This window comes from Okeania sp. SIO2B3 (assembly GCF_010672525.1).
Classification (GTDB): Bacteria; Cyanobacteriota; Cyanobacteriia; order Cyanobacteriales; family Microcoleaceae; genus Okeania.
The window spans coordinates 1-14515 of record NZ_JAAHGH010000076.1 but is presented as its reverse complement, the minus strand read 5'-3'; the positions used below and the strand labels follow the sequence as shown (position 1 = coordinate 14515).

The following is a 14515-nucleotide window of genomic DNA, read 5'->3' as shown; positions in this document are numbered from 1 at the left end:
CTCCTTTAAAGGAGAGGCTTTAATTATTCGGTAAATATATGAGAAACTAAAAAGACGTTGCTGAATTGAAGTATGAATGCGCGATTCTTTGGTTCTGTTCAAGCCCCCTAAATCCCCCAAAATTGGGGGACTTTTAGAGTTTTATCCCCCCCAATTTTGGGGGGCTAGGGGGGCAAAATCATACCCAGAATTAGCAACGCCACTAAGAAAAATATCAAAAATTATATCCGATGAGTGTTGTTATATCAAACGAAATATTAGAAAAAATTGAGATGTCGGAAGGGCAACTGCAAATAGAAAGAGCAGTTATGTTATTTCAACAGGAACGTTTTACCCTTGCACAAGCTGCTCGTTTTGCTTGTTTGAATCACTTAGCATTTCAAAAGTTACTTGCCAGTCGTCAAATTCCTTTGCATTACGGTATGGAAGAATTGATGGAAGATTTCTATAATTTACAAGAATCAGAGGAAAATGATAGTAGTCAGTGACACATCACCTATTAGTAATTTAGCTACAGTTGGGCAGCTAGATTTACTTAAACAAATATATGGTGAAGTGGTTATACCAGAAACTGTTTATCAGGAAATAATTAATGCTGGTGCTACAGAACCAGCTACCCTAGCAATACAAAGCTTGAAGTCGATTAAGAAAGGTTCTGTTAATAATTTAACTATGGTTATGAGTCTACAAACCAAGCTAGATCCAGGAGAAGCAGAAGCCATTGTTTTAGCATTGGAATTAAAGGCTGATTTATTAATAGTTGACGAACGCAAAGGTAGAAAATAGGCTACTAAATTGGGAATCCCAATAACAGGAACATTAGGAGTTTTATTGAAGGCTAAACAGTTAGGGGTAATTTCATCAATTAAACCTATATTAAATGATTTAATTAATAGTGGTTTTTGGGTAATAACTGATATTTATCAACAAGTTTTAGCACTTGTGGGAGAAGGAGAATAAGTATTAACAGGAAAAAAACTGATTGAATAATAGACTGAGGAAAGTCGAAGTTAAAAAGGTTGAATTACATCAGGTTAACTTGAGCAATTCTAATTTTTCTAAATCAATTTTTTCTGAACCTTTAGGCAGTATTCTTTGCGTGGCATTTAGTTCTGATGGCAAACTTTGGGCAAGCGGAGATGCGGATAAAAATATTTATATTTGGCGAGTAGCGGACGGTCAATTTATCACTAATTGTTTAGGTCATACTAATTGGGTAAGGTCTCTTGTTTTTCATCCTCAAAAACCAATTTTAATTAGTAGCAGTAATGACTGCACTGTGAAATTGTGGAATATTGATACAGGTGAATGTCTAGCTACATTAGAAGGGCACATTGGTCACGTTTGGTCTATTGCTTTGAGTCCAGATGGTAATACTTTAGCTAGTGCTAGTGATGACCTCACTGTTAAGCTCTGGAATGTCAGTACAAGAGAATGTCTGCATACTTTAGCAGAATATACCGAGCAAATTAGAGCGATGGAATTTAGTCCTAATAGTAATCTGATAGCAACTGGTGGGGATGAATGTACAATTAAACTCTGGGATGTTTCCAGTGGTGAGTTGTGGCAAAGTTTAACAGGACATGAAAATAGTATCCGTTCTGTTGCTTTTAGTGCTGACGGGTCGATGCTTGCAAGTGGTAGCGAAGATGAGACTATTAGATTGTGGAATACTCAAACAGGTAGCTGCATTAAGACCCTGAAAGCAAAACGCCTCTATGAAGGAATGAATATTACTGGCGCGACAGGTTTGACAGAGGGTCAAAAAGAGACTCTGCTAGCATTGGGAGCGATCATGTAATGAAGTCAGAAGTTAACCCACCCCTAACCCCTCCCAGGAGGGGAAGTAGGGGAGTGGGGGAGTGGGGGAGTGGGGGAGTGGGGGAGTGCGGGAGTAGGGGAGTAGGGGAGTAGGGGAGTAGGGGAGTGAGTAGGGACGCCCTTATGCAACGTCCGTACAGGGAGAGGTAAAAATAAGAATAATTAACAATAACTGGTTAATAATTATCAAAAAAATATTCAGTCTGTGTTAATTACTTAATAATTGAAGTGTCACTTAAATATAGCATTCTTTTTTCAAATTGGTATAATAATCGCTCAACACGTTATTGAATTCTAATAATTACTTACAGCACTTTTGAGGATAGTGAGGTACAGCTATAAGACTATTTATTCCTATATTCCCTGTTGCCTGTTGCCAGATGAGCTGTTGCCTAGAGCAATAAAACTTTGTACCTCATCAACTAGAAAACTGCTGTAATTCATTGAAATCTTACATATAGTACTCGAAGGAACAGTTAGGACAGTTCAAAAATTTAAAACTCAGATTAAGTATGACTTTTCCTTCTTCCTTCTTCCTTCTTTATACTGACTGTGTAATTGGAATTTCCATGACAAACTCTGCTCCCTCACCAGGGGTAGAAATACAACTCAACTTTCCCTTGTGTTTTTCCACAATAATTTGATAACTAATAGATAAACCTAAACCAGTACCTTTCCCTGCCGGTTTAGTAGTAAAAAATCGTTCAAATAAACGCTTCTTAACTTCCTCATTCATACCTAAACCATTATCTATAATCCTTACTGTAACTTTGTCTAATGTGGCTTCTGTTTTAATTGTAATAATAGGAGTTTTATCTAGGCAACTAGAATTATCATAAGCCTCTTCTAAAGCATCAATAGCATTACCAATTAAATTCATAAATACCTGATTAATCATACCCACATAACATTCTACTAAAGGCAATTCTCCATACTCTTTATGAATTTTAATTTCAGGTTTTTTTCCACGGCCTTTAAAACGATTTTGGAGAATTACTAAAGTACCATTAATACCATCATGAAAACTCATTAGAGTTTTTTTCACATCATCTTTACGAGAGAAATTGCGCAGAGAACTCACAATATCACGAATTCTTTCTGCCCCTATTTGCATTGCTGATATTACTTTGGGTAAATCATGCCTCATAAAATCTAGATCTATCTCCTCAAATTCTTTTTTAATGTAATCTGGTGGGTCTGTACAATATTCTTCATAAAGATTTAGTAAATTAATCATGTCTTGAACATAATGATTCAAATGCACTATATTTCCATAAACAGAAGTTATAGGATTCTTGATTTCGTGAGCAATTCCTGCTATTAATTGACCTAAGCTAGACATCTTTTCACTATTAGTTAAAGTCGTCTCCGCTTCATTCAGTTCTTGCAAAGTATTTTCTAATTTTTGCTTTTGTTTTCTTAACTCATTTCGAGATTGCTTTAGCGCTGCTTCTGCTTTTTTACTCTCAGTAATATCTGTAATAAAACCTTCTAAAGCAATTAATTTTCCTGACTCTGAAAATACTCCTATTCCCTGTTCCCAAACCCATTTAATTGTTCCAGTTTTAGTAGTAATTCGATAAACTACTTGATAATGTCTATTTTCCTGTATAGCAAACCGTATAGCATTCCATAAACGTTGTCGATCTTCTCGGTGAATTAATTGTGATAAAAATATTTTCTGTGAACCAAAAAAATCTTTGACTCGGTAACCAGTTAATGAATAGCAACCTTTACTGACAAATTCCACACTTCGATGTAGATCGTTGCGAAAACGATAGGCCATGCCTGGTAAATTACTCACTAAAGTAGCTAATTTTCTTTGACTTTCATATAAAGCTTCTTCTGCACGTTTGCGTTCAGTAATATCTGTAATAACTGCTAACAAACAAAGTTCATGACCAATATCAATAATTTCTGCAGATAACAACCATACTCTAATTGCACCAGATTTAACTCTAAACTCATATTCCTGATTTTTCACAACTCCTTGCTGTTGTAAATTCTGCATAAATTCGGTTCTTGCTTCTGGATATACCCATATCTTCAACTCTTCTGCGGTAAAACCGATTATTTCTTCACGGCAATAACCCATTATCTCCAAAAACCCATCATTTACTTCGATAAACCGCCCATTCTCAAAAGTAGTAATACTGATCGGGTTGGGACTACAACTAAATGCTTTTGAGAACTTTTCCTCCGATAACCGTAACTTTACTTCTACTTGTTGACGTTCAGATATCTCTTTCTGTAATCGCTCAACTACCTCCTGTAGTTCAACTGTTCGTTTTTCTACCCACTTTTCTAACTCCTCATTTGCCTTCTTTAGTGTCTCTTGCGCTAACACCCGATGGCTAATATCTAAAACTACTGCTTGCCAACCACTTCTACCATCAAACTTCATAGAACTTAAGAAAACTTCTGCCGGAAATTCAGAACCATCTAAACGTTTATATCGCCAATTAAAACGAACTATGCCTCTGTGTAATGCTATTTCTAAATAATGTTGAAATATCATACTTGAATCTTCTTTTTCAGACTGTTTTAGAGGACTTAACTCCCAAGGTTGTTTTCCACGCAATTCTGATTTATTAGTACAGCCAAATAATTTTAAAGCAGCAAAGTTACAATCAATACAACCTAGTTCATTTATAAATAAAACTGCATCTTGAGTGGATTCATATAAATCGCGAAACTTTTTTTCTGAAGCTTGTAGAGTAGCAATTAATCCTGTTTGGATAGCTATAGCTTGTTTATTCTCAGTAATATCTCTTGTCACTTGAGAAAAACCACGTAATTGTTGGTTATGATCATACAAAGCCGTCGTAATTACATTAGCCCAGAATTGCTTTTTGTTTTGCCTCAAACAGATTTTTTCAATCGCAAATTTCCCTTTTTCTCTAGCAATTTTTAATTCTTGTTCTGGTAAGTTATTTTTCAGGTCTTTTTGAGTATAAAAAGTAGATAAATGTCTACCAATAATTTGCTCGGATTGATATTGATAAATACGCTCTGCTCCAGGATTCCAGCTTACTACATATCCATCTGAATCCAAAATAAATAAGGCATAATCTTGAACACTTTCTATTAATAATCTTTGTCTTTCTTCGCTCTCTTGCAAAGCGACTTCTGTCTGTTTACGTCTGGTAATATCTTCAACAAATCCTTCATAATATAAACATTTTTCCTGCTTATCGCGAACTACCCAGGCATTTTCAGCAATCCAAATTATTGTACCATCTCTGCGATAAATCTGGGATTCAAATTCGGAAACTTCTCCTTTTTCTCGTAAAATATCAACAAATTCGTCACGTCGCTGAGAATCTACATAAAGTTGATTTTTAATATCTGCTAAGGCAGCAATCATTTCTGTAGAAGAGTCATAACCATAGATGCGAGCTAGTGTAGCATTAGCGCTAATGTAACGTCCTTCAAGTGTTGTTTGATAAATTCCTACAACTTTATTCTCAAATATACTGTGATATTTATCTTCCATTTTCTGTAATGTCTCCAGGCTTTTCTGACTATTAATCATTCAATTTTCCCGTTCCAGATTTATCCTTGTATGTAACTATTTTTACCTACTGAAGAAGTTTATTATTGAATCAATGCACCCTTTTAGTTATTATATATTTTGACATATTTATAACTTTTTGGCTTAAATATGTGACCATTATCTTAAAAATCAAATTACTACAGAGTAAAGTTGGAAATAAGTGCATTTGACTTTTGGCTTTTTTTTATAGACTTATGTTTAATTGTGTAAAATATTCTTTTCAAAGATATATATATCAAGATAAACGTAAGATAATTAGATAGTGGAAAAATGTATATTTACTTTTAGGTATGACTGGTACTATTTCTCAAAATCAACAAGGTACATCAATGATTAAATCTTCTACTAATGAATGGCCGAGCTTATTACAACAGTTACTTGATGGCCAATCTTTATCTTCATCTCAAGCATCGAATTTAATGCAAGGATGGCTGCAAGAAGAAATTCCACCTGTTCTATCAGGAGCAATTTTAGCTGCCCTGCAAGCTAAAGGTGTATCTGCGGAAGAATTAGCAGGTATGGCAAAAGTATTACAGTCTTTATCCTTGACAAAAGAAGATGGCGATCGCTCTGTTCCCATCACCAACTCCAAATATCCAGTTATTGATACTTGTGGTACTGGTGGAGATGGAGCTTCAACATTCAATATTTCTACTGCTGTTGCTTTTGTCGTAGCTGCGGCCGGAGTGCCAGTAGCTAAACATGGAAACCGTTCTGCTTCTGGTAAAGTTGGTTCTGCTGATGTATTGGAAGCATTGGGAATACGTTTGAGCGCTCCCACCGAAAAAGTAATATCCGCAGTATCGGAAGTAGGCGTAACTTTTCTGTTTGCACCAGGTTGGCACCCAGCAATGAAATCTGTAGTTCCTCTACGTCGCACTTTAAAAGTACGAACTGTGTTTAATCTTTTAGGTCCTTTAGTTAACCCTTTACGTCCTCAAGGTCAAGTCATCGGAGTGTTTAATTCTCATCTAGTAGAAACTATAGCTCAAGCTTTAGGAATATTAGGGGTAGGATCGGCGATCGTTCTCCACGGTAGAGAAAAACTAGATGAAGCTGGTTTGGGCGACATTACCGACCTAGCTATTTTATCTAATGGAGAGGTACGAATGACAACCGTTAACCCCCAAGATTTAGGATTAAATTTTGCTCCCATAAGTGCCTTACAGGGAGGAGAGGTAGAAAAAAATGCTGAAATTTTGCAGAATGTTCTCCAAGGTAAGGGCACTTCTGCACAGACAGATGTAGTTGCTCTGAATAGTTCTCTGGCACTACAAGTAGCAGGTGTTGTACCACTAGAAGCTCATGCAGAAGGTATTGCTAAAGCTAAAGATATTCTCCAGAGTGGGGCAGCTTGGTTGAAATTAGAGCAGTTAGTTAAGTTCTTAAATCATTAGACATCTCAAGAGAACAGGGAACAGGGAACAGGGAACAGGGAACAGGGAAGAATAATTGATAATTTATGGATAAGAATTGATTTGATTTTTGATTTTTGGAGATATCTATTAGACATCTCTTTTCTACTATACCCCAATCTCCTGTTCTTCCTAAATCTTGAATATTCTATACTTTGAAACAGCCCTGCCTCTTCCCACACTTCCCATACTTCCCACACTTCCCACTCCCCCACTATCTACCTCAACAAAAAGACTTTCCATAAGCAAACCCTAACTATTAGAACGTGCCCGCAACTCTACTACATTTTCCTTAATTGTCATATCATAACTACCAAAAAAGTTTTGTCCTAGCAAACCCTTTTCTTTATCTGCTGGAGCAACAGCAACATTAAACTGGTTAATTGTTAAACCTCCAGCAGAAATAGAACTGACGATACCAACTCCTAGTTCTACATTTTTACCATCAGCTAAAGTAAAAGTTCTTTGCTCAAAAGGCAAAACGTTCAAAGCTGTTGCCATTTCTTGAGTAATTAAAGTAGAACTAGCACCAGTATCTAGGATCATTTCATAAGTTTGATTACCATTAAAAGTAACATCAATTACAGGAGTACCACCCCGACGACTTTTAATCGGAATTTCGTATATTCCTTCTGTGGTACTAGAAGTTGATACCTCTTCTGGTAACTCTTCTGGAAACAAACCACAAACTGATATTGTTAAGTCTCTCCTATTTCCAAATTCATCAAGCAGAAAACATCCTGGATATTCTTGGGCGATCGCACCTGCAGTATAACCAAGACCAAATCCTGTTATAGAAAGTAATGTTGTCAGCAATATTGATGGTATTTGCCCAAATATTGTTTTGACCTGTTGTTTTTTTTCAGTCTCTGATTTCATCTGCTTTACTTGACTTTTATTATTAGATTTGTGCAGTGAATAATTTTCGATCATAATTACTAAATTTTTTAATAATTTTAACTATTTATCTACTGTAATATTTAAAGGCTTAAGTTAATTTTATCTTATTTGAATAGTGAGTGTAATCTGTACTTATTACTACTACATTTTTTGTTAACTTAAATATACTCTCTATAACCTAAGTAGATATTCAGCCTATCTTTAAATACTAATTAATTTAGAGGAATTAAAATGTCAATCTCAGCTCAACCTGCATTACTGGTACTAGCAGATGGAACTACTTACCAAGGCTTTTCTTTTGGTGCCCCTGGAACCACTATTGGAGAAGTGGTATTTAATACAGGAATGACTGGTTATCAGGAAGTTCTCACAGACCCAAGTTATTGTGGGCAAATTGTTACTTTCACTTACCCAGAGTTGGGAAATACAGGGGTCAATCCTGAAGATGAAGAGTCCAATGAGCCACAAATAAAGGGTGCGATCGCTCGTAATATTTGTCCACGTCCTAGTAACTGGCGCTCTACTCAGTCTTTGTCAGAGTATCTTCAAGAACATAAAATTCCTGGGATTTATGGTATAGATACCCGTGCTTTGACCAAAAAAATTCGGACTTTAGGGGCAATGAATGGGGCAATTTCTACAGAAATTCTAGACCCAACTGAATTGCTACAACAAGTTCAGTCTGCACCTAGTATGGCAGGATTGAATTTAGTTCAAGAAGTAACAACTAAAGAAGTTTATCAATGGTCTGAACCTACTAATGCAGCTTGGGAGTTTAATACTTCTGTTTCTGGTTACAGTGGAGAACAGTATACAGTAGTGGCCATTGACTTTGGAGTGAAAAAAAATATCCTCAGACGTTTAGCTAGCTATGGTTGTCGAGTTGTAGTTGTTCCTGCTAATACGCCACCAGAAGAAATTCTCAAGTATAACCCTGATGGTATTTTCCTTTCCAATGGTCCAGGAGACCCAGCTGCTGTTAACGAAGGTATTGAGACTACTAAAGAATTACTCAAATCATCTAAACCTGTTTTTGGCATTTGTATGGGACACCAAGTTCTCGGTCTTGCTTTGGGAGCCGACACTTTCAAATTAAAGTTTGGCCACCGTGGTCTCAATCAGCCAGCAGGTTTGCAGCAACAAGTGGAGATTACAAGTCAAAATCATGGATTTGCAATTAATCCAGATTCTTTAGCGACTGAGGTAGAAATTACACATCTTAACTTGAATGACCAAACTGTTGCCGGTTTACGACATAAATCTTTACCTTTGTTCTCAGTACAATACCACCCTGAAGCCAGCCCCGGTCCCCACGATGCTGATTACTTATTTGAACGTTTTGTCCAGGTAATGCAAGATGAGCGGAAAGCTAAAACCTCAAAATAAAAGTAGGATTTTGCCTGCAAATTTTGTGTATTCCTTACTTACATGAGGATTTACGCAGTACCTCTACATATAGTGTATTATTTGGTGATTATTGCGGAATTAACCAATATATTTAGTGCAGTTGTGTAAGTCCTGCTAAATTATACAATTTTTGCATTATTTGTCTTTCAAAATTAAGTTATCTGTAGGAGTAGACAAATTTTACAAAAAAAAGTATAATCTATGTTCGACTTATACAAAATCAAGCTAGGAGGGTGTTATTCCTGAGCCTAAGCCATTAGCCCTGACTGTTAGCCTGAGATGCACTCATGAAGAGAGGGATAACTACCAGCTATTCCGCCTAACAGGGTTACTAGATGCCTTCTCAGAAGGTACTTTTAACAAAACACTGAAGACAAAAATCGATCAAGGGCCAAAAAATATTATTTTGGATTTGTCCAAAATAGACTTTGTTGATAGCTCTGGGTTAGGAGCACTCGTACAACTGGTAAAGCATACCAAACAATATGAAGAAGGTACGTTGCAAATAATCTCCAATGCCCGTGTAAATCAAACTGTTAAATTGGTTCGTTTAGAGAAATTTTTGTCCTTACGGTCTTCATTAGATGAAGCTATAGAGAATGTCAAGAAATCTTGACAAGGCCAGGCAATGACCGACTGTTGAATATAGCTATAAATGCTATCTCCCGTCAAAAAAACAAAGGGCTAGACGGGAGTTGGTCAAGCCTGATCGAGTTAACGCGCGTCAGAAGTCAGAAGTTGTTTTTGTAACGGGAATTTGAGCAAGCCTCTAAAAACATTTCACCTGAAAAAGCTGGGTGGCGCGACTCAATTATTTTGGTATTTATCAAAATTATGAGAAAAAAATTGGTACTTAGAATAATTGTAAGTATGGGAAAAAATGAGAAACATTGTGACAACAAAATTTGGCCTGTATTGGTAAATTGAAACCTAAACTTAAGTTACGATCGATATTGAATCGAATAGAAAGGCTGGGCTAACGAGGAGAACGATCGGTTTGCAACATTTAAACCTTGTCGCGCTAACACCAACAGAAATTCAAAAAACTACACCCTCATCTTGGGCATATCTGGGGGATGCTATTTATGAATTGTTTATTCGGAGCTACTACTTAATACCAGCCAAGCGATCGCGGTCTTATCATCAACTGGTGGTAGCCCAAGTTAGGGCAGAAAGTCAAGCTCATCATTTACATAATTTAAAACCTCATCTTACCAGTTTAGAGTTAGATATTCTGAAGCGAGGGCGCAACGCTGCTTTTCGGAAACCTAAAAGATTAGACCCAGAAGTTTATCAACAGGCTACCAGTTTAGAAGCTTTAATTGGGTACTTATATTTAACAGATCCTCAACGATTAAATCAATTACTAGGCTACATAGAATTAGATTAAAGGTTAAAAAGGTTAATTTCACAGGGGACTTAAACTCTATTAGACATCTCCAAAAACAAGTAAGTAGGGAGTAGTGGTTAGGGACGTTCCATGCAAAGTCCGTAGGTCGTAGAAGGAAAGAATTGATTTATCTAATGCAATAATTGATTTGATTTTTTATTATTGGAGATGTCTATTAAAAATTAGTATTTAAAGTAGTTTTTACTCCCTACTTAACAGATGTTAAATTAATTTTGCATTTGCACAGATACTTAATATTACCGAGGGTCTTCTGGTATAGGCCCCTCTTTCAATTACAAATAAAACTAGATTTGATATAAGCTATGCCTATAAAACCTTCAAAATTTAACTATCAAGACAAACCCCAAAAACAGAAATCAATTAAACTCAAAAGTAAGCAGTCAAACAACGATCGTTCAGAGAATACAAGCGAAGATGACGATCTAATCTATGGACGACATACTGTACAAGCAGCTCTCAAAAGTGAGCGTTCCTTAAACCGCATCTGGGTTATTCCGCCACTAAGATACGATCCTAGATTTCATACATTGCTCAATGAGGCTAAAGCCAGAGGTACGATCATAGATGAAGTAGACGATAGACGCCTAGATCAAATTACCCACAGAAAAAATCATCAGGGTATTGCTGCTCAAATATCTCCTTACGAATACAAAGAGCTTGACGAACTAATTTCTCAAGCTAAATCTAAAACCGAGCAACCTATATTGCTAGTAGCTGATGGTCTCAACGATCCCCATAATTTAGGAGCCATTATTAGAACGGCAGAAGCTATGGGAGTACAAGGTTTAATTATTCCACAAAGACGAGCAGTAGGAATAACTTCGACTGTAACAAAAGTTGCCGCAGGAGCTTTGGAAAATTTTCCGGTAGCTAGAGTGATTAATTTGAGTCGCGCTTTGGAAGAATTGAAGAAAGAGGGATTTTGGATATATGGTACTGTCGCTGACAATGGGGAGCTTATTCATACCGTAAAGTTTACAGGAGCTATTGTTTTAGTTATTGGTAGTGAAGCAGAGGGTTTAAGCCTTCTCATCCAAAAAAATTGTGATGCCTTAGTATCTATACCAATGTCAGGAAATACACCTAGTCTCAATGTATCAGTAGCAACTGGTATGGCCCTTTATGAGATCCATAGACAACGCTGGTCAAAAAGTTTGCGTATGTAGTGAAAAATATAAAAATATAATTGAAAAAATAGAAATTGCGTAGTATAACAAAATAGAGAGGAAAACTATAGCTTAACATGGGTAAAACAGTTTTCTATAAGCTACTTCGTTACTACCAACGAGATAGATTTTGAAACTCCCGGTTCACTATAATAAACACTCTTGATAATTTGTATCGTTTAGTTATCGATTCAAATTTTTCCTGATAGTTTGTTTAGAACTTTTGCTAGTAAAGTCACAAATATTGGTAAATGTGAGAATCAGTAACTTCAAAAGCAACTACTAATACAACGATAATTAACATAGTATGAAAGAAACATTGGTAAACTTACTAAACTTCTCTGGTCTTGATTGGTGGGTTAAAATTTTTACTGCTAACCCTCATTGCACTTATTATTTTGGACCTTTTTTGAAATATGAAGAAGCAAAAGCTGCTGAGGATGGCTATATAGAAGATTTACAAAATGAAGGTTCTCAGGGTATTGAGGTGTCTATTGAGCAGTCTAAACCTATGGAGTTAACTATTTATGATGAATTGGAAAATAGTAGGGATACAAGAGTAGTAAGTTCTGGTTTTAGTCCCCAAACCTTATCCTTTTAAATTATCAAATTTGAAGATAAATGGTGTTGCTGAATAATAGTATAACATTGAAGTCATTAGTCGATAAAAGTTATAGATACTAAATTACTATTTGTTTGATAGTAGATAGAAAGATAGTAAAGCTGATTAATAACTCTTGATTTACTTTGATTTCAGCCTTCATATCTATTTTCAGCAATGCCGATAAATTATTATTAGGAAATTATCAATTTTTTTGAGTTTTGACTTTTAATTGATTTGTACAAGAATTTCTAATCTGTTTGGTGAAGTTGCATCCATTTTTTAATATCTGTTAGCACTTGCTGAGGAATTTCCCAAGGAAAAAGATGAGCGGTGTTAGGATAGCATTGCCAATGTGCATGATTGAGATGTAGAGCTGTTTCTTGACTCGACTCAGGAGTAATATGGCGATCGCTATCTCCAGCTAAGACTAAGCAAGGACATTGAATTTGGGGCAGATAGCTCAATTTGTTATAGCCACTTCTTAAAGCTTGATTTAATGCTCGAGTGGCAAATTTAGAAGTTTGTAAATAGGCAGGGACGGCTTCTTTTGCTAAATATTTATAGGTGGCAGGCGTGTGTTGTTGAATTAGATATCTAAATAGCGATCGCTTGCCAAAAGTATCAATATTCCATTGCCATCCAGGCATAAACCAATTTATAATCCCCGCTAAACCAGTATAAAGATTATCCTGCCAAGTAATGGGTGGATGATTACCTCTAGGTCGTGCTGCGGTACCTATTAAAATTAGACCTGCAACTTTCTCTGGGTTTTTTAGAGCTAACTCCATCGCAATAATTCCACCTAACGACCATCCTAAGATCAAATATTTGGGTATCTGAAGTTGATCTAGCAGTGTTTCTAAATCTACTAAATGTTGAGTAATCTCAAAGTCTTTTTTCGTATAACTTTTGCCATAACCTCTTAAGTCAGGAGCAATAGTTTGAAAGTTTTGGCAGAGGGAATTAGTAAAGACTGACATACATTCCCCTGAACCTGGATGTCCGTGGAGGCAAAGAATGGGAAAACCTTCTCCTTTGACTTGAAAATTTAGCGGTAATGATGAGACCATAATTATATTTTCTGTAATATTGTCTTTATTAAGTATTTCTGGAACCCATTATATTTGCTATTCCCAAAATAAATTTATCTCAATGTTGGTTGAAGAGGTCATTGACTATCCCCATCCACTTTTTCCTTCTTCTTTTTTCCTTCTTCTTTTTTCGGCGTTGCTGATTATGGGTATTATTTTGCCCCCCTAGCCCCCCAAAATTGGGGGGAATAAAACTCTAAAATTCGCCCCAAATTGGGGGATGCGCGGGGGCTTGACCAGAACCAAAAAATCACACATTCATACTTCAATTCAGCAACGCCCTTTTTTCCTTCTTCCTTCTTCTTCCTTCCTAAGTATTAATATCTGTTATGAAGTCAAACCAAAATCAAATGACAGAAAAGCAAAAAATGCTAAACGGGCAATATTATCATGCCTTCGATCAAGACCTACTAAAAGATAGACAAAGAGCTAAAGGTTTATGTCAAAAATTGAATAGTATTCCAGATGCTAGTCAAGAAGAAAGGGTCAAAATTATCAAAGATTTATTCCAAACCGATCGAAATTGTTGGATAGAATCTCCTTTTAGATGTGACTATGGGTATAACATCCAAATTGGGGATAATTTTTATGCTAACTTTGGTTGTGTTATTCTTGACTGCAATATTGTGAAAATTGGTAGTAATGTAAAGTTAGGTCCTAATGTACAAATTTATACTGCTACTCATCCAATAAACGTTACAGAAAGAATGGCAGGTAAAGAAATGGCTTATCCCATTGAAATAGGGGATAATGTTTGGATCGGAGGCAGTTGTATCATTCTTCCTGGTTTAAAGATTGGAAATAATACAGTTATTGGGGCTGGAAGCGTGGTGACGAAAGATATTTCTGAAAATGTTGTTGCAGTGGGGAACCCCTGTCACGTAATCAAAGAAATTGAATGAGAAAAAGTTTCTAAGTATACACAATATTTACCGAAAAGCGACGTTGAAAGCCCCCGTGTTTTAACCTATCCCTTATAAGGAACTCCTGAAACCCTTGTAGGAAGAGGGGGAAGAGGGGGAAGAGGGGGAAGAGGGGGAAGAGGGGGAAGAGGGGGAAGAGGGGGAAGAGGGGGAAGAGGGGGAAGTAAGAATTTTGTCTACAGTCCTCACACTTGCGTGTATTTTTCAATACAATTTTCTCC

The 14515-nt window shown here is 36.3% G+C and carries 15 protein-coding genes; 11 read left to right on the top strand and 4 right to left on the bottom strand.

The window, feature by feature from the left end:
- Window positions 1-230 precede the first annotated feature (230 nt).
- The 4 genes from F6K15_RS28655 to F6K15_RS28640 are packed head-to-tail and all read left to right on the top strand — an operon-like array spanning window position 231 to window position 1801.
- Window positions 231-488, top strand: coding sequence for a UPF0175 family protein (locus tag F6K15_RS28655; RefSeq protein WP_293067683.1), 258 nt, complete (start codon window positions 231-233; stop codon window positions 486-488).
- Window positions 472-786, top strand: coding sequence for a hypothetical protein (locus F6K15_RS28650; protein WP_293067681.1), 315 nt, complete (start codon window positions 472-474; stop codon window positions 784-786). Before F6K15_RS28655 ends, F6K15_RS28650 begins: the two co-directional genes overlap by 17 nt.
- Before the next feature lie 9 nt (window positions 787-795).
- Window positions 796-960 (top strand): DUF3368 domain-containing protein, encoded by a 165-nt coding sequence (locus F6K15_RS28645; protein WP_293067679.1) that lies wholly within the window; start codon window positions 796-798, stop codon window positions 958-960.
- 22 nt (window positions 961-982) lie between these two features.
- Entirely contained in the window at window positions 983-1801 is an 819-nt protein-coding gene (locus F6K15_RS28640; protein WP_293067676.1) for a WD40 repeat domain-containing protein, read from the top strand.
- Between the two features lie 561 nt (window positions 1802-2362).
- On the opposite strand, the gene F6K15_RS28635 is transcribed toward F6K15_RS28640, so the two are convergent.
- Window positions 2363-5356 (bottom strand): PAS domain S-box protein, encoded by a 2994-nt coding sequence (locus F6K15_RS28635; protein ID WP_293067673.1) that lies wholly within the window; start codon window positions 5354-5356, stop codon window positions 2363-2365.
- Window positions 5357-5706: 350 nt separating this feature from the next.
- On the opposite strand from F6K15_RS28635, the gene trpD reads away from it, so the two are divergent.
- On the top strand, window positions 5707-6774 hold the full coding sequence (gene trpD / locus F6K15_RS28630) for an anthranilate phosphoribosyltransferase (RefSeq protein ID WP_293067725.1): 1068 nt from the start codon (window positions 5707-5709) through the stop codon (window positions 6772-6774).
- A 270-nt stretch (window positions 6775-7044) separates the two neighbouring features.
- On the opposite strand, the gene F6K15_RS28625 is transcribed toward trpD, so the two are convergent.
- Entirely contained in the window at window positions 7045-7725 is a 681-nt protein-coding gene (locus F6K15_RS28625) for a TIGR02281 family clan AA aspartic protease (RefSeq protein ID WP_293067671.1), read from the bottom strand.
- 198 nt (window positions 7726-7923) lie between these two features.
- Here F6K15_RS28625 and carA point away from each other — a divergent pair, with 198 nt between their 5' ends.
- The 5 genes from carA (at window position 7924) to F6K15_RS28600 (ending at window position 12277) form a co-directional block, all read left to right on the top strand.
- Window positions 7924-9078, top strand: a complete 1155-nt coding sequence (carA, locus tag F6K15_RS28620) for a glutamine-hydrolyzing carbamoyl-phosphate synthase small subunit (protein WP_293067669.1) — start codon at window positions 7924-7926, stop codon at window positions 9076-9078.
- A 259-nt stretch (window positions 9079-9337) separates the two neighbouring features.
- Complete coding sequence (locus F6K15_RS28615; RefSeq protein WP_202223217.1) at window positions 9338-9715, top strand: STAS domain-containing protein; 378 nt, start codon at window positions 9338-9340, stop codon at window positions 9713-9715.
- 381 nt (window positions 9716-10096) lie between these two features.
- Complete coding sequence (locus F6K15_RS28610) at window positions 10097-10489, top strand: Mini-ribonuclease 3 (RefSeq protein WP_293067666.1); 393 nt, start codon at window positions 10097-10099, stop codon at window positions 10487-10489.
- A gap of 323 nt (window positions 10490-10812) precedes the next feature.
- Window positions 10813-11676: a 23S rRNA (guanosine(2251)-2'-O)-methyltransferase RlmB gene (gene rlmB, locus F6K15_RS28605; RefSeq protein WP_293067663.1), complete on the top strand. Its 864-nt coding sequence runs from the start codon at window positions 10813-10815 to the stop codon at window positions 11674-11676.
- A gap of 307 nt (window positions 11677-11983) precedes the next feature.
- Entirely contained in the window at window positions 11984-12277 is a 294-nt protein-coding gene (locus F6K15_RS28600) for a DUF1816 domain-containing protein (RefSeq protein ID WP_293067660.1), read from the top strand.
- A 251-nt stretch (window positions 12278-12528) separates the two neighbouring features.
- On the opposite strand, the gene F6K15_RS28595 is transcribed toward F6K15_RS28600, so the two are convergent.
- Entirely contained in the window at window positions 12529-13350 is an 822-nt protein-coding gene (locus F6K15_RS28595; RefSeq protein ID WP_293067658.1) for an alpha/beta fold hydrolase, read from the bottom strand.
- A gap of 350 nt (window positions 13351-13700) precedes the next feature.
- On the opposite strand from F6K15_RS28595, the gene F6K15_RS28590 reads away from it, so the two are divergent.
- Complete coding sequence (locus F6K15_RS28590) at window positions 13701-14273, top strand: sugar O-acetyltransferase (RefSeq protein WP_293067655.1); 573 nt, start codon at window positions 13701-13703, stop codon at window positions 14271-14273.
- Between the two features lie 10 nt (window positions 14274-14283).
- Here the strand turns inward: F6K15_RS28590 and F6K15_RS28585 are convergent.
- A partial coding sequence (locus F6K15_RS28585; protein ID WP_293067653.1) for a hypothetical protein occupies window positions 14284-14515 on the bottom strand: 232 nt, incomplete at its 5' end.